This window comes from Cupriavidus sp. FW216-B1 (assembly GCF_058789195.1).
On record NZ_JBYTEL010000010.1, the window covers coordinates 38,457 to 60,823 of the forward strand.

Below are 22,367 nucleotides of genomic sequence, written 5' to 3' on the forward strand. Positions count from 1 at the left end.
GATCAGGAGACCGCCCAGCATGTTGCCCCTTTCAGGCGTGCGCGTGATCGACCTTTCCACGGTCGTGATGGGCCCCTACGCCAGCCAGTGGCTGGCCGACCTCGGGGCCGAAGTGATCAAGGTGGAGCCGCCCGAGGGCGACTCCACGCGGCGCACGGGGCCGGCCGCCGAGGACGGCATGTCGGCCATCTTCCTCGGCGTCAACCGCAGCAAGAAGAGCGTGGCGCTCAACCTCAAGCAGCCCGCCGCGCAGGCCGCGCTGGAGCGGCTGCTGGCCGGCGCCGACGTGCTGGTGCACAGCATGCGCCCGCAGAAACTGGCCGGGCTGGGGCTGGACCCCGCCGCCGTGATGGCGCGCCATCCGCGCCTGGTCTACGTGAGCCTGCTCGGCTTCGCCGAGGACGGCCCCTACGGCGGCCGCCCGGCCTACGACGACATCATCCAGGGCCTGTCCGGCAATGCCGCGCTGATGGCCGCGCAGACCGGCACCATGCGCTATTTCCCCACCATCGCCGCCGACAAGACCAGCGGGCTGGTGGCGGCGCTGTCGATCGCGGCGGCGCTGGCCGGGCGCGAGCGCAACGGCGGCAAGGGCGCGCTGGTGGAAGTGCCGATGTTCGAGTCGATGGCGGCCTTCAACCTGGTCGAGCACCTGTACGGCCAGCAGTTCGAGCCGCCGCGCGGCCCGACCGGCTACCCGCGCGTGCTGGCGCCGCTGCGCCGGCCCTACCAGACCGCCAACGGCCACGTCTGCATGATGCCGTACACCGATGCGCACTGGCGCGACTTCTTCCGCGCCGCCGGCCGCCCGGACCTGGCGGCGGACGCGCGCTTCGACGGCATCGCCGCGCGCACGCGGCATATCGAGACGCTCTACGAGTTGACCGGCGAGATCGTGCGCGCGCGCACCACCGAGGACTGGCTGGCGCTGTGCGAGACGCTGCAGATCCCGGTGGCGCGCGTCAACGAGCTGGCCGACCTCGTCGACGACCCGCACCTGCGCGCCACCGGCTTCTTCGCCACGCTGGACGACCCGGTCATGGGCACGCTGCGCTTTGCCGGCGCGCCGGTGCGCTTCGACGGCGAGCGCGCGCGGCCGGCCATGCCGCCGCGCCTGGGCGAGCATACGCGCGGCCTGCTGGCCGAGGCGGGCCTCGACGACGCGCAGATCGACGCGCTCGCGCAGGCCGGCGCGGCCTACTGCGCGCCGGGCACCGGGACGTGAATGCCGTGGCGCGCCCCGGCGCCGGACCCGCGGCGCCGCCCGGACGGCGCCTGCCTGCTTTCCACACCAGCCACTTCTAACATTAGGCATGCCGGCCATACGCGCCGGCCATCACCAGGAGACGCCGTGCCGCATACCCAACTCCCCCGCCTGGGCCAGGGCTTTTACTGGCAGGACATCAAGGAAGGCCAGGCCTTCCAGACCTTCCGCCGCACCTTGACGGAGACCGACCTGGTCAACTTCGTCTCGGTCACGGGCATGCTGGAGGCCATCTTCATCGAGAAAGGCTACGAGGGCGGCGCCATCCAGGGCCGGCCCGTGCCGGCCGCGCTGACCTACACGCTGATCGAGGGCTTCATCCTGCAGACCATGATCCAGGGCACCGGGCTGGCCATGCTCGAGCTCACGCAGAAGATCCTGGCGCCGGTGGTGGTGGGCGACACGATCTGGGCCACCGTCACCGTGGACGGCATCCGCCCCACCTCGCGCAACGGCCGCGCGGTGGTGGACTCGACCATCGAGGTATTCAACCAGCGCAACGAGCGCGTCATGACCTATACCGCCCGGCGCCTGCTGGCCGGGCGGTAGCGGCCGCACCGGAGGAGACAGATGAAATCACAACAACAAGACCACAAGACCCACCACGACAAGCGCCGCAACCGGCTGGCGCGCCTGGCGCTGCCGCTGGCGGCCGCGCTGCTGGCGCTCGGCATGGCCGCCGGCGCGGCGAACGCGGCCGGGGCGGCGGACGGCTATCCCGCGCACCCGGTCAGGCTGGTGGTGCCGTTCCCGCCGGGCGGGCCGACCGACCTGGTGTCGCGCGTGATCGCCCGCAAGATGTCGGAGGAGCTCGGCCAGCAGGTGCTGGTGGACAACCGCCCCGGCGCCAACGGCAACATCGCCGCCGAGCTGGTGGCCAAGTCGCCGGCGGACGGCTACACGGTGCTGTACAACACCTCGTCGATCGCGCTGAGCCCGGCGCTGTACAAGAAGCTGTCCTACGACGTGAAGCGCGACTTCGCGCCGGTGGCGATGACGGCGATGGTGCCGCTGGTGCTGGAGGTCAACGCGCAGGTGCCGGCGGCCAGCCTCGACGAGTTCATCCGCTACCTCAAGGCCAACCCGGGCAAGCTGACCTACGGCTCGGCCGGCAACGGCAACGTCACGCACCTGGCGGCCTTCCTGTTCCTGCAGGCCAACGGGCTGTCGGCGGTGCACGCGCCGTACAAGGGCAGCGCGCCGGCGCTGACCGACCTCGCCGGCGGCCAGGTGCAGTTCATGACCGACACCATCAATTCCTCGCTGCCGTTCATCCGCGACAAGCGCATGAAGGCGCTGGCCGTCACCAGCATGTCGCGCAGCTCGCAGTTGCCGGACGTGCCGACCGTGGCCGAGACCGTCATGCCCGGCTTCGAGGTGGGCGCGTGGCAAGGCATGCTGGTGCCGGCCAAGACCCCGCCCGAGGTGATCCACAAGCTCAACGCCGCCGCGCAGAAGGCGCTGGCCGCGCCCGACGTGCGCGCCAGCCTGGCGGCGCAGGGCGCCGAGCCGCGCGGCAGCAGCGCGGACGCCTACGGCCGCTACCTGGCGCAGGAGATCCAGCGCTGGCAGAAGGTGGTGAAGGACTCCGGCGTGACGCTCGACTGAGCGCGGCGCCGCCTTCGCGCATCCACGGAGACCGACCTTGACTTCCCTGATCGATACCTTTGAGCTCACCGCCCTGCCCCCCGGGGCGGCGGCTTTCCGGCGCGAGGTGCAAGCGTTCCTGGCCGAGTACCTGCCGCCGCTGCCGCCCGAGCGGCGGGCACGCTCGTGGATGGGCTTCGACGCCGGCTTCAGCCGCGCGCTGGCGCGGCGCGGCTGGGTCGGCATCACCTTGCCAGCGCAGTATGGCGGCGCCGGGCTCGATCCGTTCTCGCGCTTCGTGCTGGTGGAGGAATTGCTGGCCTGCGGCGCGCCGGTGTCGGCGCACTGGATCGCCGACCGACAGAGCGGGCCGCTGATCCTGCGCTACGGCAGCGACGCGCAGAAAACCTTCTACCTGCCGCGCATCTGCCGCGGCGAGGCCTTCTTCTGCATCGGCATGAGCGAGCCCAATTCCGGCTCGGACCTGGCCAGCGTGGCCACGCGCGCGGTGCCGCAGCCCGACGGCGGCTGGCGCCTGAACGGGCGCAAGATCTGGACCACCAACGCCGACCGCTGCCACTACATGCTGGCGCTGGTGCGCACCTCCGGCGCCGCCGAGGACCGCCAGCGCGGCCTGTCGCAGGTGATCGTGGACCTGTCCGCGCCGGGCGTGACGGTGCGCCCGATCCACGACCTCGCCGGCGACGCGCATTTCTCCGAGGTCAGCTTCGAGGACGTGCTGCTGCCGGCCGACGCGCTGGTGGGCAAGGAGGGCAGCGGCTGGGAACAGGTCAACGCCGAGCTGGCCTTCGAGCGCAGCGGGCCGGAGCGCCTGTACTCCAGCGTGGTGCTGCTCGACGCCTGGATCGCCGCGCTGCGGCGCGCGCCGGCGGCGCGGCGCGACACCGCCACCATCGGCCGGCTGGCCGCGCGGCTGGCGGTGCTGCGCACCATGTCGCTGGCGGTCACGGCGCGGCTGGCCGCGGGCGAGAGCCCGGTGGTGGAGGCCGCGCTGGTCAAGGACCTCGGCACCGAATTCGAGCAGTCCATCCCCGCGCTGGCGGAGGCCGCGCTGGGCGACGACGCCCACCTCGCCGCCGACGGCGCGCTGTACCGCACCCTGGCCTACGTCAGCCAGGTGGCGCCGTCCTATTCGCTGCGCGGCGGCACGCGCGAGATCCTGCGCGGCATGATCGCGCGCGGCCTCGGCCTGCGCTGACACGGAGCCCTCCATGCACAACGCTTATTCCGACGCGCTCGACACCCTGCTGCGCGACTGCTGCACGCCCGCCGTGGTGCGCGCCGTGGAGCACGGCGGCGATCCCCTGCCGCTGTGGCAGGCCCTGCGGGACAGCGGCTTCGCCGACTGCCTGCTGCCCGAGGAAGCCGGCGGCGCCGGCCTGCCGCTGGCCGAGCTGGCGCCGGTGCTGTTCGCGCTCGGCCGCCATGCGCTGCCGCTGCCGCTGGGCCAGACCATGTTCGCGCGCGCGCTGCTGCACGCCGCCGGCCACGCCGTGCCGGCCGAGCCGGTCGCGCTGGCCGCCTTCGACGACGGCGCCGAAACCGCGCTGGCCGCCGGCGGCGCGCACGCGGCATGGTTCCTGGTGCAGGACGGCACGCGCTGCGTGCTGCTGCCGCGCGCGCAGGCGCGCGTGTCCGCCACCGGCGTGCCGGCCGACCTGACCGTCGCGCTGGCGCGCCCGGCGCCGGACGGCCCCGGCGCGTTCGCGCTGCCGGCCGGCGCGCTGCGCGAGATCGGCGCCTGCGTGCACGCCGCGCAGATGGCCGGCGCCATGTCCCGGGTGTTCGAGCTCACACTGCAATACGCCAACGACCGCCAGCAGTTCGGCCGCGCCATCGGCAAGTTCCAGGCGATCCAGCACCAGATCAGCGTGATGGCCGAGCACGTCGCCGCCGCGCGCATGGCCGCGCAGCTGGCCTGCGCCGGCGGCGGCCGCTTCAACGCCTGGCAGCCGGACCCGCTGCGCGCGGCCATCGGCAAGCTCAACGCCAGCGAGGCGGTCACGCCGGTGACGGCCATCGCGCACGCGGTGCACGGCGCCATCGGCATCACCGCGGAATACGACCTGCAGCTCTACACGCGCCGCCTGCATGCGTGGCGGCTGGCGGACGGCTCCGAGACCTACTGGGGGCGGGTGGTGGGCGAAGCCGTCTGCGCCGGGCCCGCCGACGGCGCGGTCGCGCTGGCGCGGCGCTGGAGCGGGGAGGCGGCGTAGTGGCGTAGTGGCGTAGCGACGCGCCAGCCCACGCCCGGCCCACGCCCGGACCGCGCGGTCCGGGCGTGGGCCGGCGTGCGAATCAGCTTTCCTCCTACACGCGCGTGGGATTCGAGGCGATTTTGCAGGCCTCCGGACGATGAAAGGATGGGCTGGCGGCATATCATTGGCGTATTCACCACCGCGCTGATTGCCGCCTGGCGCCGGCGCCGCCGTTGCGGCCCATCCACGGATTCGGTGTCTCCCGCTGGCCGGGATACGGAGGCTGATGTGTCAACATTTCGAGCAACGCCCGCGCGTGCCGCGGCATGGCGGCGAACCCTCCTGCTGCTCCTCCTGCTGCTGGCGCTGGCCGTCCTGGCAGCCGGCGCGCGGGCGCAGACGCCCTCGCCCGCGCCCGAGTGGCAGTACTCGGCCGGCATCCCGCTGGAGAAGATGTTCGAGCCCGAGATACCGGAATGGGCCGTGCGCGTCGGCGCGGCGGCCATCTACCGGCCGCGCTACGATGGCGCCTCCAGCTACCACGTGCTCGCGGGCGCCACGCTCGACGTGCGCTACCGCGACCTGTTCTTCGCCTCCACCGGCGAGGGCATCGGCGTCAACGCGGTCAGCACGCCGCACCTGCGCGCCGGCCTGGCCATCACCTACAACCTCGGGCGGCGCGAGGCCGACGACCACGCCCACCTGCACGGCATGGGCAACATCAACTTCGCGCCCGAGGCCAAGCTGTTCGTCGACTACGTGGTCTCGAAGGAATTCCCGCTGGTGATCCGCGCCAACGCGCGGCGCGCGCTGGGCGGGTCCGACGGCTGGATCGGCGATCTCGGCGCCTACCTGCCGCTGCCGGGCAGTTCGGAGCACTTCTACTGGTTCGCCGGGCCCAGCGTGAGCTTCGCGGATTCGCGCTACATGGACACGTGGTTCGGCGTGAGCGCGGCGCAGTCGGCGCGCTCGGGCTTCGCGCAGCACCATGTCGGCGCCGGCATCAAGTCCTACGGCGCGGGGCTGAGCGCGATGTGGTTCCTGCACAAGCACTGGTTCATCACCGCCGACGCGAGCATCTCGCAACTGGTCGGCGCCGCCGCCGACAGCCCGGTCGTGCAGCGGCCCACCACGTTCTCGGCGGACCTGTCGGTCAATTACCAGTTCTGACCATCCGTCCCGGGCGCCGCCACCATCTCAAACCGCTTTAGACGTTGTTTCAACATGAAGCGAAGCGGTCCTGGCTAGGCGCGCGGCCGCAGACAGTACAAGTAGTACTTGCCGTGCCGCGCAACGACGCCAGGATCTTTTTGAAACGACTTCTCAGGCCGCCTTGCGGTGCCGGCGCTCCGGCTTGCACTCGAACTTGGATTCGCGCCGGCCGTCCTCGTAGGCCACCTCCAGCCGCACCGTGAAGCCCCACAGCCGCGTGACGTGGCGGATCACCTCGTCGAAGTTCTGCGCCAGCGGGCGGCGCTCGTTCTGGAGGTGCCGCAAGGTCAGCGAGCGGTCGCCGCCGACGTCCACGTTGGTGATCTGGATGTTGGGCTCCATGTTCGACAGGTCGTACTGGTTGGCCAGCAACTGCCGGATGTTGCGGTAGCCCTCGTCGTCGTGGATCGCGGTCACGCGCAGCTTGCCTTCGCGGTCATCGTCGAGCACCGAGAACAGCTTGAGCTCGCGGATCACGCGCGGCGACAGGAACTGCAGCAGGAAGCTCTCGTCCTTGAAGTTGCGCATGGCGAAGTCGAGCGTCTTGCGCCAGTCGCTGCCGGCGAATTCGGGCGCCCAGCGGTAGTCTTCCTCGGTCGGGTTCTCGCACATGCGGCGCAGGTCCTGGAACATCAGGAACCCGACCGTGTACGGGTTCAGGCCGCTGTAGTACGGGCTGTTGTACGGCGGCTGGTAGATCACGTTGGTGTGCGCCTGCAGCAACTCCATCATGAAGGCGTCGTTGACCAGGCCTTCCTCGTAGAGCTGGTGCAGGATGGTGTAGTGCCAGAACGTGGCCCAGCCTTCGTTCATGACCTTGGTCTGGCGCTGCGGATAGAAGTACTGCGCGATCTTGCGCACGATGCGCACGATCTCGCGCTGCCACGGCGCGAGCTTGGGCGCGTTCTTCTCGATGAAGTACAGCAGGTTTTCCTGCGGCTCGGGCGGGAAGGCCGATTCGCGCTCGAACCCCTCGTCGTCCTCGAGCGCGTGGGCGCGGTGCTTGGGCAGCGTGCGCCACAGGTCGTTGACCTGCATCTGGAGGTAGTTCTCGCGCTCGGTCTGGCGCGCCTGCTCCTCGGCGATGGAGAGCTTCTTGGGCCGCTTGTAGCGGTCCACGCCGTAGTTCTGCAAGGCGTGGCAGGAGTCGAGCAGCAGCTCCACTTCCTGCTCGCCGTAGCGCTGCTCGCATTCGGCCACATAGTTCTTGGCGAACAGCAGGTAGTCGATGATGGCGTCCGCGTTGGTCCAGGTGCGGAACAGGTAGTTGCCCTTGAAGAAGGAGTTGTGGCCGTAGCAGGCGTGCGCGATGGTCAGCGCCTGCATGGGCATGGTGTTCTCCTCCATCAGGTAGGCGATGCAGGGGTTCGAGTTGATGACGATCTCGTAGGCCAGCCCCATGTGGCCGCGCTGGTAGCTGCGCTCCGAGGCCAGGAAGTGCTTGCCGTAGGACCAGTGGTTGTAGCCTACCGGCAGCCCGGACGATGCGTAGGCATCGAGCATCTGCTCGGCGGTGATGATCTCGATCTGGTTGGGATAGGTGTCGAGGCCGAAGTCGCCGGCAATGCGGGCGATTTCGCGGTCATAGCGGTTGATCAGCTCGAAGGTCCACTCCGAGCCGGTGGAGAGATAAGCCATTTACGACCCCCGTTGCGGGTGAAACGAAAACCTGCCTGTCGGCTTCGTCGGCCTTGCCGGCCTTGTCAGCCTCATCGACCTCATCAACCCTCGCGCGGCGCGCCTCTCCCGCGCGGGCAGTGGCAACGACGGCGCGCGCGCTTCAGCGCACGCCCGCCGGCCAGGCCGCCTTCTTCTGGAACAGGTCATGCAGCACGGGATAGATTTCCTCCGCGCCGATGATGCGCTGCATGGCGAAGTTCTCATGCCGGTCCCTTACCAACAGATACTCTTCCCAGAGATTCTGCGGCTCCTCGGAGGCCACCTCGACGTAGGCGTAGTACTGCACCAGCGGCAGGATGGACTCGCGCAGCAGGCGCCCGCACAACTCCGAATCGCCCGCCCAGTTGTCGCCGTCCGACGCCTGCGCGCAGTAGATGTTCCACTGGCTGGCGGGATAGCGGTCGTGGATCACCTCGACCATCAGCTTGAGCGCGCTGGACACAACCGTACCACCGGACTCGCGCGAATGGAAGAAGTCCTCCTCGTTGACTTCCTTGGCCACCGTGTGATGGCGGATGAACACCACGTCGATGCGCTCGTAGTTGCGCTTGAGGAACAGGTACAAGAGCATGAAGAAGCGCTTGGCGAGATCCTTGCGGCTCTCGTCCATCGAGCCGGAGACGTCCATCAGGCAGAACATCACCGCCTGCGCCTGCGGGCGCTTCTTGAGCACGCGGTTGTTGTAGCGCAGGTCGAGCTTCTCGATGAAGGGCACGCGCTCCACGCAGGCGCGCAGGTGGCGCATCTCCTTCATCAGTTCCAGCGCGCGCGCGGAATACGGGCCGTCCTGCTCCAGCACCTCGCCGTACTCCTTCTCGAGCACGGTGAGCTTCTTCTGGTACGGGCTGGACAGCGCGATGCGGCGCCCGAGCGAGCTGCGCATGGTGCGCAGGATGGAAAGGTTGGAAGGCGTGCCGTCGATGGAAAAGCCGGCGCGCACCTTGCGGACCTCGGCGATCTTGGCAAGGTGGCGCTTGGCCATGTCGGGCAGCGCCATGTCCTCGAAGAAGAAATTGAGGAAATCCTCGCGCGACAGCGTGAAGACGAAATCGTCCTCGCCCTCGCCCGAGTCGCTGGCCTTCGAGCCGCCTCCGCCCGCGCCCTGCTGCTGGCGGTCGAAGCTGTCCCCGCGCACGAACTTCTTGTTGCCCGGGTGGATCCACTCCCGCCGGCCGCCCTGGCCGTGGTGGAAGGCTGGCTCGGAGATGTCCTTGACCGGAATGGACACCTGCCCGCTCTGCTCGATGTCCATGATCTTCCGGCCGGACACCGCCTTCGCTACCGCCTGGCGTATCTGTTCGCGGTAGCGCTTGATGAAGCGTTGCTGGTTGACGGCACTCTTGTTGCCGCCGTTCTCGCGCCGATCGATGACCGTGGCCATATGCTTGCCCTCTTGGAGAGGCCTCGTCCAGGCGCCGTTACGATGATTTTCTGACGCGCAAGTACCACTCCACAAGTAGGCGGACCTGCTTCGCCGTGTAGCCCTTCTCAACCATGCGGTTGACGAAGTTCGCGTGCTTGTCCTGGTCCTCGCGGGAGGACTTGGCGTTGAACGAGATCACGGGCAGCAGGTCTTCGGTGGTGGAGAACATGCGCTTCTCGATCACCATGCGCAGCTTCTCGTAGCTGGTCCACGCGGGGTTCTTGCCCGCGTTGTTGGCCCGCGCGCGCAGCACGAAGTTGACGATCTCGTTGCGGAAGTCCTTGGGGTTGGAGATGCCCGCGGGCTTTTCCACCTTCTCGAGTTCGTCGTTGAGCGCGTTGCGGTCGAGAATCTCGCCGGTATTCGGGTCGCGATATTCCTGGTCCTGTATCCACAGGTCGGCAAACACCACGTAGCGGTCGAAGATGTTCTGTCCATATTCGGAATAGGACTCCAGGTAGGCGGTCTGGATCTCCTTGCCGATGAACTCCACGAACGGCGTGGTCAGGTACTCCTTGATGTACGACAGCAGCTTGGCTTCCTGCTCCGGCGGGAACTGCTCGCGCTCGATCTGCTGCTCGAGCACGTAGAGCAGGTGCACCGGGTTGGCCGCCACCTCGGTGTTGTCGAAGTTGAAGACCTTGGACAGCACTTTGAAGGCGAAGCGCGTGGACAGCCCGTTCATGCCTTCGTCAATGCCGGCGTAGTCGCGGTATTCCTGGTACGACTTGGCCTTCGGGTCGACGTCCTTGAGGCTCTCGCCGTCATACACCCGCATCTTGGAGAAGATGTTCGAGTTCTCCGGCTCCTTGATGCGCGTGAGCACGGCGAACTGCGCCATCATCTTCAGCGTGTTGGGCGCGCACGGCGCGGCCGCCAGCGAGCTGCTGCGCAGCAGCTTGTCGTAGATCTTCACCTCGTCCGACACGCGCAGGCAGTACGGCACCTTGACGATGTAGATGCGGTCGAGGAAAGCCTCGTTGTTCTTGTCGGCCTTGAAGGTCTGCCACTCGGCCTCGTTCGAGTGCGCCAGGATGACGCCGTCGAACGGGATCGCGCCGAAGCCCTCGGTGCCCTTGTAGTTGCCTTCCTGCGTCGCGGTCAGCAGCGGGTGCAGGACCTTGATCGGCGCCTTGAACATTTCCACGAACTCGAGCAGGCCGCGGTTGGCCAGGCACAGCCCGCCGGAATACGAGTAGGCGTCCGGGTCATCCTGCGGGAAATCCTCGAGCTTGCGGATATCGACCTTGCCGACCAGCGAGGAGATGTCCTGGTTGTTCTCGTCGCCCGGCTCCGTCTTGGAGATGGCGATCTGCGACAGCACCGAGGGGCGCAGCTTGACCACGCGGAAGCGCGTGATGTCGCCGTTGAACTCGTGCAGGCGCTTCACCGCCCACGGCGAGGCGATGGTGTTGATGTAGCGCACCGGGATGCCGTAGTCCTCTTCCAGGATCTTGCCGTCTTCCTCGGGCGAGAACAGCCCGAGCGGAGATTCGTGGATGGGCGAGCCCTTCAGGGCGTAGATGGGGATCTGCTCCATCAGCACCTTGAGTTTCTCCGCCAGCGAGGACTTTCCGCCGCCGGGAGGCCCGAGCAGATAGAGGATCTGCTTGCGTTCCTCGAGTCCCTGCGCGGCATGCTTGAAGAACGAGACGATCTGCTCGATCGTGTCCTCCATGCCGTAGAACTCGCGGAAGGCCGGATAGATCCTGATGACCTTGTTGAAGAACAGGCGGGACAGCCGTGGATCGTGGTGGGTATCCACCAGTTCGGGCTGACCGATGGCGGCGAGCATGCGCTCGGCGGCGGTCGCGTAGGCGGAGGGGTCCTTCTTGCAGATATCCAGGTACTCCTGGATGCTGTATTCCTCTTCCTTGCGAGCTTCGAAGCGTGTGGCGTAGTGGCCGAAAATGTCCATACCTCACTCCCGTCAGATTCCCGTCCGAGGCGAAGGCACATCTGCTGCATCAAAAGATCCCGCGCCAGCGTTTGCAACTCCGCCACCCCGGCTTGGCGGTGCTGGCCATGTTGCGAGGCCTTTACTTCATCATAGTCAAATAACGGCGAAGGCTAAGAGCCGGTTGACCAACTTCACGCCTGTGTCTTGCAGATGCGCGTGCAACCGCGCGACGACAGGCAGGTCTCCGTACTGCTGCTCCAGGCCCCACTCGCGACGGGCATTTGGACCATGTCTTGTGACACACATTACACCTTTCCCGCGCCGCGTGCATAGATGGTTTTGTAACCACAACCACGCTTGCGGTTTTGCAACGCACGCCCCGCGCGGCATTGCGGACAGCACTACCGCCAACGTCCTAAGGCGTCGGCATGAGGGGCCGCCGCGCGCTGCGCATCCGGCACGCATCCGCGCGGCGGCGCACGCCCTACAGCGTGCGCGCCACCAGCTCCTTCATGATCTCGTTGGAGCCGCCGTAGATCTTGCTCACGCGGGCGTTGGCGTACATCCGCGCGATCGGGTATTCGAGCATGTAGCCGTAGCCGCCATGCAGCTGCAGGCATTCGTCGATGATGTCGCAGTTCTTCTGCGCGCACCACCACTTGGCCATCGCCGCGGTGGGGGCATCGAGCTCGCCCGCGAGCAGGCGCATCATGCAGTCGTCGACGAAGGTCGCGGCGATGGTTGCCTCGGTCTTGCACTCGGCGAGCTTGAAGCGCGTGTTCTGCATATCGATCAGCGGTTTGCCGAACACCTGGCGCTCGCGCACGTAGTCCGTGGTGAGCTCGATGGCGCGCTGCATGCTCGCCACCGCGCCCAGCGCGATGATCATGCGTTCCTGCGGCAACTGCTGCATCAGCTGATAGAAGCCTTGTCCCTCCTCGGCGCCAAGCAGGTTTTCCGCCGGCACGCACACGTCGTCAAAGAACAGCTCGGCAGTGTCCTGCCCTTTCTGCCCGATTTTTTCCAGGATGCGGCCGCGCCGGAAGCCCGGCAGGTCGCGGGTCTCGACCATGATGAGCGAGACCCCGCGCGCGCCGGCCCCGGGATCGGTCTTGGCCACCACGCAGACCAGGTCGGCGTGGTAGCCGTTGGTAATGAAGGTCTTTGCACCGTTGATGCGATAGACGTCTCCGTTCTGGTTCTTTTCACGCACCGCGCGGGTGCGTACCGACTTGAGGTCCGAGCCCGCGCCGGGCTCCGACATGGCGATCGCGCCTACCATCGCGCCGGAAGCCATCTGCGGCAGCCATTTGCGCTTCTGCGCCTCGGTGCCGTAGTTGAGCAAGTAATGGGCCACGATGCCGCTGTGCACGCCATTGCCGAGGCTGGTGGCGATGGCGCGCGCCATTTCGTTACAGATCACGGCCTCGTGCGCGAAGTTCCCGCCGCCGCCGCCGTACGCTTCGGGGATGCTCGCGCACAGCAGGCCGACCTCGCCGGCGCGGTTCCAGACCTCGCGGTCGATGTAGCCGCGCTCGGCCCAGCGCGCTTCGTGCGGCACCAGCTCGCGCTCGACGAAGCGGCGCACGGTGTCCTGGAACAGGGTCAGTTCCTCGTTCATCCAGGGCACCTTGCGGGCCGCCATCGCCATGTTCTTGTCCGTGCTCTTCATCTTGGTGTTCTCCGGGAAATGTCGTCGGGGCGGAAGCCGCCGGTGCTGCGCCGCAACACCCGCGGCGCCGGGGTTCGGCCGCGGCAGGAAGCACGGCAGCTGCGATGTATCGATTGATGCTCTTTGACGCAGGCGCCGGCGCTCAGTCCAGCTGGATGTGCGCGTCCTGGACGATGCGGGCCCACTTCGGCGTGTCGGTGGCGATGACGGCGGCCAGTTCCTCGGCCGACGACCCTACCGGCTGCAGGCCCATCGCCGCCAGCTTCTGCGCGATGTCCGGCTGGCGCACGATGCGCCCGACCTCGGCCGACATCCGCGCCACCACCTCGCGCGGCGTGCGCGCCGGCAGGAACGCGGCGAACCAGCCGCTCGGCTCGAAGCCGGGAAAACCCGCCTCGGCGAACGTGGGCACCGCGGCGATCGACTTGTAGCGCTGCGCTCCGGTGATGGCGAGAATGCGGAATTTCCCGCTATTTAAATAGCTGTTCGCGGACGTCACATCGACGAAGGCCGAGTCCACCTGCCCGCCCAGCACGTCGCTCATCAGCGGCGCGGCGCCCTTGTACGGGATGTGCGCCAGGTCCAGCCCGGCCTGCATCTTGAGCAGCTCGCCGTGCAGGTGCGAGGACGTGCCGTTGCCGTAGGAGCCGTAGCTGAACCTGCCGGGGCTGGCCCTGGCCAGCGCCACGAACTCGGCGAGCGTGGCGGCCGGCACCCGGTTGGGCACCACGAACAGGTCGGACGAGCGCGCCAGCAGCGAGACCGGCTGGAAATCGCGCGCCACGTCGTAAGGAATGCGCTTGTACAGGCTTGGCGACTGGATCATGGCGGTGATGCCGAGCAGCACCGTGTAGCCGTCCGGCGCCGCCTTGGCGACGATGTCGTTGCCGAGCATGCCGCTGGCGCCGGGCTTGTTGTCCACCACCACGGGCTGGCCCCAGGCCTCGGCCAGGCGCTGGCCGATCATGCGCGCCACGGTATCGGTGCCGCCGCCGGCCGGGTACGGCACCACCATGCGGATGGGCCTGGCGGGATAGCCGCCCTGCGCCCGCGCCGGCCGCCGCCAGCCGCCCAGCAGCACGCCGCCGCCGAGTGCCGCCGCCTGGCCCAGCCAGGCTCGCCGCGTTGTCTTCATCGTTGTCTCCCCCATTCGCTTGGTGTGCTCTGGTGTGCTTTCCGGTGCGTTGTCCTGCCGCGCGTCTCAGTCCGCCGGCCGGACCGGCGCCGCCTGTTCCTGCTCCTGCAGCGCCCGCCACTGGATCTTCCCGGTGGCCGACTTGGGCAGCGCGTCGACGAAGCTGACGATGCGCGGCACCTTGTAGGCCGCCAGCCGCTCGCGGCACCACGCCATGATCTGCTCGGCGCCGGCCTCGGGCGTGCCGCGCGCGGCGGGCTTGAGCGCCACCACCGCCTTGACGGTCTCGCCGCGGCGCGCGTCGCGCGCGGCGATCACGCAGGCTTCGTGGATGGCCGGATGGCCGTACAGCAGGTTCTCCACCTCGGCGGGCCAGACCTTGAAGCCGGAGGCGTTGATCATGCGTTTGAGGCGGTCGCGCATGAAGAAATAGCCTTCCTCGTCCATGAAGCCCAGATCGCCGGTGCGCAGGAAGCGCTTGCCGTCGATCTCGACGAACGCCTCGGCGTCGGCCTGCGGATTGCGCCAGTAGCCCAGCATGATCTGCGCGCCGTGCGTGACGATCTCGCCCAGCTCGCCCTGCGGCAGCCCGGCCAGCGTGTGCGGGTCGATCACGCGCGCGTCCACGCCGAAGGTGGCGATGCCCAGGCACTCGCGCTTGGGCCGGTGGCGCGGGTTGGACAGCAGGAAGGCCGCGCTCTCGGTCAGGCCGTAGGCCTCCACGTAAGGCAGGCCGAAGCGCTCCTGCAGCATCGACGCCACCGCGTCCGGCATGGCCGCGCCGCCGCCGCCGAGGTAGGACAGGCTGGAGAGGTCGCGCCCGGCGATGCCGGGCTGGGAAAAGAAATCCACCAGCATCGCCGGCGGCGCGCCCCAGGTGGTCACCTGGTAGCGCTCGATCAGGTCTGCTGCCAGCGCGCGGTCCCAGCGCGGCAGCAGCACGATGGTGGCGCCCAGGTAGAGCGGCGCGTGGATGCCGTTCTGCATGCCGAGCAGGTGGAACATCGGCGCCACCGACAAGGTCACGCTGTCCGGCAGGGCGCCGCGCCAGCGCTGCGAACCCACCGCCGCGCTCATCAGCGTGCCGTGCGTATGCATGCAGCCCTTCGGATGGCCGGTGGTGCCGGAGGTGTAGGCCAGCATGCACAAGGTGTCGTAGCCGGCCTCGTCGGGGCCGGGGCTCAGGCCGGCGGCGTCGGCCTGCGTCCACGGCACGAGCGTGGCGCCGGCCGGCGCGCCGGCGGGCAGCGGCGCGCGCTCGTGCAGCCACGCCGGCACCCCGGCGTCGGTCCGGTCGGCGCGGTCGGCACGGTCGGCGGCGGCGAGCATGTCGCCGTACTGGTGCGCGATCACGTGCGGCAGCCGCGCGCCGTGCAGCGGCGCGATGCGCGCGTACAGCTCGGCGGCGACAAAGGCCGCCACCGCGCCGCTGTCCGCCACCACATGCTCGAGCTCCGCGGTCAGCCACATCGGATTGGCCGGCACCACCACCGCCCCGGCGCGCAGGATGGCGTAGTAGGCCACGATGAACTGCGGGCAGTTCTGGCTGAACAGCAGCACGCGGTCGCCCGGCGCCACGCCGCACGCCTGCTGCAGGTAGCCCGCCATGCGCCCGATCTGCGCCTGCAGGCTGGCGTAGCTGATGGCGTTGCCGAAGAACCGGATCGCGGTCTTGTCCGGGTAGCGCCGCGCGGCGACTTCCACGTTGTAGGCCAGGCTGGTGCGCGGCACCTGGATCTGCGCCGGCAGGCCCGGTGGCCAGAACGGCGAGCGGCAGGGAGGCATGGAAGAGGAATCGGCTTGCATCATGGCAACACAGGTAGGAGAAAAAGGCGCCGGCCGCCGCCGGCGCGGCATCAGTCGAGGCGGATGTTGCGGGTGCGGATCACCTGGCCCCAGCGCGCGTAGTCGCTGCGCATGGTGTCGGCGAAGGCGTCCGGCGTGCTGCCCGAAAGCACCACGCCCATCTCGCTCATGCGCCCGCGCACGGCCGGCGCGGCCAGCACGCGGTTGACGTCGGCGGAAAACTTCTCCACCACCGCGCGTGGCGCCGCGGCGGGCAGCAGCAGGCCGAACCAGCCCATCGAATCCATGCCCGCGATGCCGCCTTCGCGGAAGGTCGGTACGTCCGGCAACTGCGGCGCGCGCACCGGGCCGGTCACGGCCAGCGCGCGCAGCCGGCCGCTGGCCACGTGCGGGCGCGCGCCCATCACGGAAATCACGGCCGCCGGTACCTGCCCGCCGAGCAGGTCGTTGAGCTCCGGCGCCTCGCCCTTGTACGAGACATGGGTCAGGTCGAGCCCGGCCGCGTCGTTGAAGACCTCGCCGTACAGATGCCCGCTCGAGCCGGTGCCGAACGAGCCGTAGCTGAACTGGCGCGGCCGGGACCTCACCAGCGCGATGAACTCCGCCAGCGTGGCCGCGGGCACCGAGTTGTGCACCGCGAACACCAGGCTGGTGGTGCCGAGCTGCGACACCGGCGCGAAATCGCGCACCGGGTCGAACGGCGCCTTCGCGTACAGGCTCGGCGCCTGGACCAGCGTGGTGATGGTCAGCAGCGCGGTGTGGCCGTCGGGCTCGGCCTTGGCCACCGCGTCGGCGCCGATCATGCCGCTCGCGCCCGGGCGGTTCTCCACCACCACGGGCTTGCCCCACGCCCTGCCCAGCGGCTCGGCGAGCGCGCGCGCCAGCACGTCGGTGGCGCCACCGGCCGGGTAAGGCACCACCAACCGCACCGGCCGGCCCGGCCAGTTGCCGCCCGCGCCCTGCGCCAGCGCCGGGCCGCACGGCCCGATGCCGCCGGCCGCCAGCGGCGCCGCACCCAGCCACGACAAGATCCTGCGACGATCAGCCTGCATCCCGCTCCCTCCCCCGGTCCCATGCCCAGGCAACGAGATTGCGCGATGCTGCGCTGCGTGGACAATGACCATTCGGCCCAAAATGATTGGCCGAATCGCTCAGGGAAAAGCCTGCCTTTGGTAAATCCGGATTGCGCGGCGCCGGCGCATCGGGCTAACTGGCGCGACAGGCTCACCATGAGCCGCCATAAGCCACCATAAGCCGGCGCAGACCCGGCATCCCGCCAGACCCGCCAGCCCGCGCGCTCATGCCGCGCCGCAGCATCCGGCCACCAGGGCAGCGGCAACGAGGACGAGGAGACCATGCATATCGTCGCTTCCGGCGCGGGCGCGTCCGTGCCGCCAGCGGTGCCGGCCGCTTCCCGCCCGCTGCGGGCGGCGCCGCACGGCCCGTCGGCCCGCCACACCATCGCCGTGCTCCAGGTCGAGCAGATTCTGCTGGGCCCGCGCCGCCTCGGCTGCGACATCGACGCCCTGCTGCGCCGCGCCGGCATCCCCGCCGCGCTGCTGCAATCGCCCAGCGCGCGCGTGAGCGAAGACCAGTTCGCCGCGCTGATGCGCGCCATGCGCCGCGTCACGCGCGACGAGTTCTGGGGCCTGCTGAACCGGCCGCTGGCGCCCGGCGTGTTCGCCCAGGCCTGCCGCGCGCTGATCCACTGCGCCACGCTCGAAGACGCGCTGCGCGTCGGCCTGCAGCAATACCGGCTGCACCTGCACGACTTCGTGCCCCGCCTGCAGCAGCACGACGGCCGCGCCACCCTGCTGCTGCTGCCGCGCGCGCCCGCCACGCCATGCCGCCTCTACGCCGAATCCACCTTCGCCTTCCAGGCCTACGGCGTGGCCAACTGGCTCGCCGCCCGGCGCATCCCGCTGGCCGGCGTCGACCTCGCCGCGCCGCCGCCCGCGCCACGCGGCAGCGCGCGGCGCAGCGACACCGAGCGCGTCTTCAACACCCAGGTCCGCTACGGCCAGCCGCACACCGCGCTGCATTTCGACGCCGCCTGGCTGCGCCTGCCCGTGGTGCAGGACGCCGCCAGCCTGCAAGCCTTCCTGCGCGACACCCCGCGCAACCTGCTGACCCGCTACCGCGACGACTCCTGCCTCGCCGAGCGCATCCGCCGCCACCTGCGCGGCCACCTCGACGGCGAACTCCCCTCGCTCGAACAGATGGCCGAAACCCTGCGCCTGACCCCACAGACGCTGCGCCGCCGCCTGCGCGACGAAGGCCGCGGCTACCAGAGCATCAAGGACAGCCTGCGGCGCGACGCCGCCATCGGCTTTCTCGAACATACCGACCTGCCGTTGCAGCAGGTGGCGTTAAGGGTGGGGTTTTCGGAGCCGAGCACGTTTCACCGGGCGTTCAAGAAATGGACTGGCGTGGCGCCAGGGGAATACCGGCAGCGGCAGATGATGGGGTGTGCGGCGTAGGGGATGGGTTGTTGGAGGTTATTTCAAGCTTCAAATTCAACTTCAGAATCCACGTCAAAATCAACTTCGAAGTCAAAGTCAACGTCAACTTCAAAGTCAAAGTCAACTTCAAAGTCAAAGGCTTTCGCTCCCCCGGAGCGACCTACTTTCTTTTCCCCGAAAAGAAAGTAGGCAAAGAAAGCGGGCTGCCTGGCCGGCAGGGGCAGAAACGTTGGGGTTTCTTGTTGTTGTTGGTTTCGTGGTGGGGCCTGTAGTTCTGCTGGCATCCTGCCGGTACCGGTTCGGCTGGCCACGATCTGGCTGGCGGTATGGGTTTCGGTGTCAGACCTATGATGGCGAGCGCACTGCTGGTTCGGACATCTGCCGCCACCGACTCGGGCGGCCACGACATAGCATCGGCACTGGTTTCGTGGTGGGCGTGGTGGACCCGGCGCGGGGGCGCGGGGTTGCTTTGAATCGGATTGCCTCTCAAGTCAAAACCGTTTGGCACTGAGATCGAATGGGGGCCACCACGCCCACCACGAAACCAGCACCGCCCCTACGACGATCCTCTCCGCCCCGGTCGCGGCAGCAGCCCGAAGGGCCTGGGCCACCGCCATCATGCAGCGCCACCACGAATCGAACACCACCCGAGAGAACGCGACCACCAAAACCGGTACCGGCAGAACCCCAGCAGAACCACCACCCCCACCACGAAACCACCAACAACCAGCAACACTGTTCGGCTCTGCCCCTGCCGGCCAGGCAGCCCGCTTTCTTTGCCTACTTTCTTTTCGGGGAAAAGAAAGTAGGTCGCTCCGGGGGAGCGAAAGCCTTTGACTTTGAAGTTGACTTTGACTTTGACTTTGACGTTCAGCCGTTGACTTTGACGTTAAGCCGTTGAAGCCGTTGACTTCGAAGCACAAGACCCCCCCTCCCCCTCAAACCACCCCCTTCCCCCTCAACACCCCAATCCTCTCCACCGACATCCCCAAAACATCCCCCAGCACACTATCCGTATGCTCCCCCAGCCGCGGCGGCGCCGCGTCATAACGCACCGGCGTAGCCGACAGCCGCAACGGACTCTTCACCGTAGGACACACACCACCATCGCTACGCAAAAGATCGACCTGCAACTCACGGTGCCGCACCTGCGGGTCTTCCAGCACTTGCGCGTAATCGTTGATGGGCCCGCACGGAATCCCTTCGCGCTCCAGCGCTTCGACCCAGTGCGCGGTGGTGCGCGTGCGCATGTGCGCTTCGAGCAGCGGCACCAGCACTTCGCGGTTGACGATGCGCCCCGAGCCGGTGACGAAGCGTTCGTCCTGCGCGAGGTCCGGGCGTGCCACGCCGCGGCAGTAGCCTTGCCACTGGCCGTCGTTGCCGGCGGCCACGATCATGTAGCCGTCGGCGGTGGCGAACACGTGGTACGGCACCATGTTGGCGTGGGCGTTGCCGAAGCGGCCCGGCACCTTGCCGGTGACGCGCTGGGCGATGATCGGCGTGGCGCCGACCGCGACCACGGCGTCGAGCAGGGCCATGTCGATGCGCTGGCCTTCGCCAGTGCGCTCGGCGTGGCGCAGCGCGGCCAGCACGGCGACGGTGGCGTACATGCCGGTGAGCATGTCGACCACGGCCACGCCGACTTTCTGCGGGCCGCCGCCGGGCAGGTCGTCGCGCTCGCCGGTGATGCTCATCAGGCCGCCGATGCCCTGGAAGATGAAGTCGTAGCCGGGCTTGTGCGCGCTCGGGCCTTCCTGGCCATAGCCGGTGATGGAGCAGTAGACCAGCGCGGGGTTGATGGCCTTGAGGCTGTCGTAGTCGAGGCCGTAGCGCTTGAGGTCGCCGACCTTGTAGTTCTCGAGCAGGATCTGCGACCTGGCGGCGAGCTCGCGCACGATGGCCTGCCCTTCGGCGCTGGCGATGTCGAGTGTGACCGAGCGCTTGCCGCGGTTGGCGCCGGCGTAGTAGGTGGCGTCGCGCGTGGGCTTGCCGTCGCCGCCGGGCAGCCACGGCGGGCCCCACGAGCGGGTGTCGTCGCCCACGCCGGGGCGCTCGATCTTGATGACCTCGGCGCCGAGGTCGGCGAGGTTCTGCGCGCACCACGGCCCGGCCAGGATGCGCGAGAGGTCGAGCACGCGCACGCCGTCGAGCGCGCTTTTGATCGGGGCGCTCATGCGCGGAACTCCGCCACGCCGTTGCTGAGCACGGTGACGTCGCGCGCCGCGATGCGCGCGTCGAACAGCACGCGCTGCGCGCCGTCGTGGCTGCCGTCGCGCCACATGCGCACTGCCAGCGTCTCGCCGGGGAAGACCGGGCGCGAGAAGCGCACGTTCAGTTCGAGCAGGCGGTCGCCGTCGCCGTCGGCAAAGGTGTCCACCAGCGCGCGCGCGGCCACGCCGTAGGTGCACAGGCCGTGCAGGATGGGCTTGTCGAAGCCGGCGGCGCGGGCCACTTCGGGGTCGGCGTGCAGCGGGTTGGGATCGGCGTTGAGGCGGTACAGCAGCGCCGCCTGCGGCAGGATGGCGAGGCTGCGCACCGCGTCCGGCGCGCGCGCCGGCGCGGCCGGCAGCGCCTCGGGCGGGGAGTCGCCCTGGCCGAAGCCGCCGTCGGCGCGGCAGAACGTGGTGTGCGTGACGGTGGCCAGCTCCGCGCCGCTGGCGTCGTCGACCAGCGTGCGCTCGATGATCACCAGCGCGCCCTTGTCGGCGCCCTTGTCGATCACGTGGCTGATGCGCGCGCGTGCGCGCACGGTGCCGGCCGCGGGCAGCGGGCGGTGCAGCCGCAGGCGCTGCTCGCCGTGCACGATGCGCACCCAGTCGATGCCGCTGCGCGGGTCCTGCATCCAGAAGCCGGGATAGGCCAGCACCACGGCCTGCGTGGGGAAGGCCTTGAGCCGCGCCTCGTAGACGTAGCGCAACTGGCGCGGGTCGTCGGGCTGCTCGCCCAGGCCGAGGCCGAGCGCGTACAGGATGGAGTCCTTCTCGCCGTAGGTCTGCACGACCTCGGGGAAGTCCCAGTGCTTGATGCGTTGATAGTCGAGCGGCATGGTGTCAGATCGGGTCCCAGTTGATCACGTCGGGCGAGCGCTCGAGCTTGAAGAAGCTGCCGCGCATAGCGGGAATCGCGATCTCGCCGATCATCTCCGGGGTCCAGCCTTCGCTCATGTGCACCGAGCGCACCGGGCGCGGCTGGCTCATCAGCATGATCTCGTTGGCGCGCACGGCGAAGATCTGCGCGTTGACCTCGTGCGCGGCGTCGCTGGCGAGGAAGGTCGCCATCGGCGCCACCTTGTTGGCCTCCATCTTCTGCAGCTTGGCCACGCGCGCCTTTTCTTCCGGCGTCTCCGACGGTATCGAGCTGGTCATGCGGCTCCACGCGAACGGCGCGATGCAGTTCGAGCGCACGTTGAAGCGCGCCATGTCCAGCGCGATCGACTTCGACAGCGCGGCGATGCCGAGCTTGGCCGCCGAGTAGTTGGCCTGGCCCAGGTTGCCGATCAGCCCCGAGGTGGAGGTCATGTGCACGTAGGCGCCGCTTTCCTGGTCCTTGAAGTGGTTGGCGGCGGCGCGGCTGACGAAGAAGGTGCCGTTGAGGTGCACGTCGATCACCGAGCGCCATTCTTCCTCGTTCATCTTGAAGAACATGCGGTCGCGCAGGTTGCCGGCGTTGTTGACCACCGCGTCGATGCGGCCGAAATTGTCCAGCGCGCATTGCACGATGGCGCTGGCGCCCTGCCAGCTTGACACGCTGTCGGTATTGGCCACGGCGGTGCCACCGGCGGCGCGGATCTCGTCGACCACGCGCTGCGCGGGGCCGGCGTCGCCGCCCTCGCCGGTAAGCGACACGCCGATGTCGTTGACCACCACCTTCGCGCCCGCCTTGGCCAGCTCCAGCGCGACGCCGCGCCCGATGCCGCCGCCCGCGCCGGTCACCAGCGCCACCTTGCCTGCCATCAATCCACTCATGTCATTGCTCCTGTCTGCGTATTCACTAGTTCGTTCAAATCG

The 22,367-nt window shown here is 68.7% G+C and carries 18 protein-coding genes; 7 read left to right on the plus strand and 11 right to left on the minus strand.

What is annotated here, in order from left to right:
• Positions 1-19 precede the first annotated feature (19 nt).
• The 6 genes from AC3WXD_RS20650 to AC3WXD_RS20675 all read left to right on the plus strand — a co-directional run bounded on the left by AC3WXD_RS20650 (position 20) and on the right by AC3WXD_RS20675 (position 6,240).
• Positions 20-1,225 carry a CaiB/BaiF CoA transferase family protein gene (locus tag AC3WXD_RS20650; protein ID WP_059416079.1) on the plus strand — a complete coding sequence of 402 codons (1,206 nt, stop codon included), beginning with the start codon at positions 20-22 and terminating at the stop codon, positions 1,223-1,225.
• Between the two features lie 126 nt (positions 1,226-1,351).
• Positions 1,352-1,813, plus strand: a complete 462-nt coding sequence (locus tag AC3WXD_RS20655; RefSeq protein WP_059416084.1) for a MaoC family dehydratase — start codon at positions 1,352-1,354, stop codon at positions 1,811-1,813.
• Positions 1,814-1,834: 21 nt separating this feature from the next.
• A complete protein-coding gene (locus tag AC3WXD_RS20660; protein ID WP_492324580.1) occupies positions 1,835-2,872 on the plus strand; it encodes a tripartite tricarboxylate transporter substrate binding protein in 1,038 nt (345 codons plus the stop codon).
• Positions 2,873-2,909: 37 nt separating this feature from the next.
• Positions 2,910-4,070 carry an acyl-CoA dehydrogenase family protein gene (locus tag AC3WXD_RS20665; protein WP_492324581.1) on the plus strand — a complete coding sequence of 387 codons (1,161 nt, stop codon included), beginning with the start codon at positions 2,910-2,912 and terminating at the stop codon, positions 4,068-4,070.
• Positions 4,071-4,083: 13 nt separating this feature from the next.
• Positions 4,084-5,088 (plus strand): acyl-CoA dehydrogenase family protein, encoded by a 1,005-nt coding sequence (locus AC3WXD_RS20670; RefSeq protein WP_454733862.1) that lies wholly within the window; start codon positions 4,084-4,086, stop codon positions 5,086-5,088.
• A gap of 270 nt (positions 5,089-5,358) precedes the next feature.
• On the plus strand, positions 5,359-6,240 hold the full coding sequence (locus tag AC3WXD_RS20675; RefSeq protein WP_492324582.1) for a MipA/OmpV family protein: 882 nt from the start codon (positions 5,359-5,361) through the stop codon (positions 6,238-6,240).
• Positions 6,241-6,393: 153 nt separating this feature from the next.
• Here AC3WXD_RS20675 and AC3WXD_RS20680 read toward each other — a convergent pair whose 3' ends face one another.
• The 7 genes from AC3WXD_RS20680 to AC3WXD_RS20710 form a co-directional block, all read right to left on the minus strand.
• Positions 6,394-7,920, minus strand: coding sequence for a SpoVR family protein (locus tag AC3WXD_RS20680; protein WP_020205988.1), 1,527 nt, complete (start codon positions 7,918-7,920; stop codon positions 6,394-6,396).
• 142 nt (positions 7,921-8,062) lie between these two features.
• Positions 8,063-9,343, minus strand: coding sequence for a YeaH/YhbH family protein (locus tag AC3WXD_RS20685; RefSeq protein WP_020205987.1), 1,281 nt, complete (start codon positions 9,341-9,343; stop codon positions 8,063-8,065).
• A gap of 37 nt (positions 9,344-9,380) precedes the next feature.
• Positions 9,381-11,303: a PrkA family serine protein kinase gene (locus AC3WXD_RS20690; RefSeq protein WP_020205986.1), complete on the minus strand. Its 1,923-nt coding sequence runs from the start codon at positions 11,301-11,303 to the stop codon at positions 9,381-9,383.
• A 466-nt stretch (positions 11,304-11,769) separates the two neighbouring features.
• Positions 11,770-12,957, minus strand: a complete 1,188-nt coding sequence (locus AC3WXD_RS20695) for an acyl-CoA dehydrogenase family protein (RefSeq protein ID WP_492324583.1) — start codon at positions 12,955-12,957, stop codon at positions 11,770-11,772.
• Positions 12,958-13,099: 142 nt separating this feature from the next.
• Positions 13,100-14,092 carry a tripartite tricarboxylate transporter substrate binding protein gene (locus AC3WXD_RS20700; protein ID WP_492324584.1) on the minus strand — a complete coding sequence of 331 codons (993 nt, stop codon included), beginning with the start codon at positions 14,090-14,092 and terminating at the stop codon, positions 13,100-13,102.
• Between the two features lie 66 nt (positions 14,093-14,158).
• Entirely contained in the window at positions 14,159-15,877 is a 1,719-nt protein-coding gene (locus AC3WXD_RS20705; protein ID WP_370552891.1) for a long-chain fatty acid--CoA ligase, read from the minus strand.
• A 71-nt stretch (positions 15,878-15,948) separates the two neighbouring features.
• Entirely contained in the window at positions 15,949-16,950 is a 1,002-nt protein-coding gene (locus tag AC3WXD_RS20710) for a Bug family tripartite tricarboxylate transporter substrate binding protein (RefSeq protein ID WP_492324585.1), read from the minus strand.
• A 303-nt stretch (positions 16,951-17,253) separates the two neighbouring features.
• Here AC3WXD_RS20710 and AC3WXD_RS20715 point away from each other — a divergent pair, with 303 nt between their 5' ends.
• Positions 17,254-18,378, plus strand: a complete 1,125-nt coding sequence (locus AC3WXD_RS20715) for an AraC family transcriptional regulator (RefSeq protein ID WP_492324586.1) — start codon at positions 17,254-17,256, stop codon at positions 18,376-18,378.
• Positions 18,379-18,401: 23 nt separating this feature from the next.
• On the opposite strand, the gene AC3WXD_RS20720 is transcribed toward AC3WXD_RS20715, so the two are convergent.
• The 4 genes from AC3WXD_RS20720 to AC3WXD_RS20735 form a co-directional block, all read right to left on the minus strand.
• Positions 18,402-18,644, minus strand: a complete 243-nt coding sequence (locus AC3WXD_RS20720) for a hypothetical protein (protein ID WP_492324587.1) — start codon at positions 18,642-18,644, stop codon at positions 18,402-18,404.
• 654 nt (positions 18,645-19,298) lie between these two features.
• The gene (locus tag AC3WXD_RS20725; protein WP_492324588.1) at positions 19,299-20,534 is read right to left on the minus strand and encodes a CaiB/BaiF CoA transferase family protein; all 1,236 of its coding nucleotides are present in this window, start codon (positions 20,532-20,534) and stop codon (positions 19,299-19,301) included.
• Positions 20,531-21,406: a MaoC/PaaZ C-terminal domain-containing protein gene (locus AC3WXD_RS20730; protein WP_492324589.1), complete on the minus strand. Its 876-nt coding sequence runs from the start codon at positions 21,404-21,406 to the stop codon at positions 20,531-20,533. Before AC3WXD_RS20730 ends, AC3WXD_RS20725 begins: the two co-directional genes overlap by 4 nt.
• Before the next feature lie 4 nt (positions 21,407-21,410).
• A complete protein-coding gene (locus AC3WXD_RS20735) occupies positions 21,411-22,325 on the minus strand; it encodes an SDR family NAD(P)-dependent oxidoreductase (protein ID WP_029044356.1) in 915 nt (304 codons plus the stop codon).
• Positions 22,326-22,367: the final 42 nt, after the last annotated feature.

What these genes read in the sequence shown, in the direction of transcription:
- AC3WXD_RS20670 (WP_454733862.1), top strand. Translation starts at nt 4,084, where the DNA reads ATGCACAACGCTTATTCCGACGCGCTCGACACCCTGCTGCGCGACTGC.
- AC3WXD_RS20650 (WP_059416079.1), top strand. Translation starts at nt 20, where the DNA reads ATGTTGCCCCTTTCAGGCGTGCGCGTGATCGACCTTTCCACGGTCGTG.
- AC3WXD_RS20730 (WP_492324589.1), bottom strand. Translation starts at nt 21,406, where the DNA reads ATGCCGCTCGACTATCAACGCATCAAGCACTGGGACTTCCCCGAGGTC.
- AC3WXD_RS20660 (WP_492324580.1), top strand. Translation starts at nt 1,835, where the DNA reads ATGAAATCACAACAACAAGACCACAAGACCCACCACGACAAGCGCCGC.
- AC3WXD_RS20695 (WP_492324583.1), bottom strand. Translation starts at nt 12,957, where the DNA reads ATGAAGAGCACGGACAAGAACATGGCGATGGCGGCCCGCAAGGTGCCC.
- AC3WXD_RS20715 (WP_492324586.1), top strand. Translation starts at nt 17,254, where the DNA reads ATGCATATCGTCGCTTCCGGCGCGGGCGCGTCCGTGCCGCCAGCGGTG.
- AC3WXD_RS20735 (WP_029044356.1), bottom strand. Translation starts at nt 22,325, where the DNA reads ATGAGTGGATTGATGGCAGGCAAGGTGGCGCTGGTGACCGGCGCGGGC.
- AC3WXD_RS20685 (WP_020205987.1), bottom strand. Translation starts at nt 9,343, where the DNA reads ATGGCCACGGTCATCGATCGGCGCGAGAACGGCGGCAACAAGAGTGCC.
- AC3WXD_RS20700 (WP_492324584.1), bottom strand. Translation starts at nt 14,092, where the DNA reads ATGAAGACAACGCGGCGAGCCTGGCTGGGCCAGGCGGCGGCACTCGGC.
- AC3WXD_RS20690 (WP_020205986.1), bottom strand. Translation starts at nt 11,303, where the DNA reads ATGGACATTTTCGGCCACTACGCCACACGCTTCGAAGCTCGCAAGGAA.
- AC3WXD_RS20720 (WP_492324587.1), bottom strand. Translation starts at nt 18,644, where the DNA reads ATGCCAGCAGAACTACAGGCCCCACCACGAAACCAACAACAACAAGAA.
- AC3WXD_RS20680 (WP_020205988.1), bottom strand. Translation starts at nt 7,920, where the DNA reads ATGGCTTATCTCTCCACCGGCTCGGAGTGGACCTTCGAGCTGATCAAC.
- AC3WXD_RS20725 (WP_492324588.1), bottom strand. Translation starts at nt 20,534, where the DNA reads ATGAGCGCCCCGATCAAAAGCGCGCTCGACGGCGTGCGCGTGCTCGAC.
- AC3WXD_RS20705 (WP_370552891.1), bottom strand. Translation starts at nt 15,877, where the DNA reads ATGCCTCCCTGCCGCTCGCCGTTCTGGCCACCGGGCCTGCCGGCGCAG.
- AC3WXD_RS20710 (WP_492324585.1), bottom strand. Translation starts at nt 16,950, where the DNA reads ATGCAGGCTGATCGTCGCAGGATCTTGTCGTGGCTGGGTGCGGCGCCG.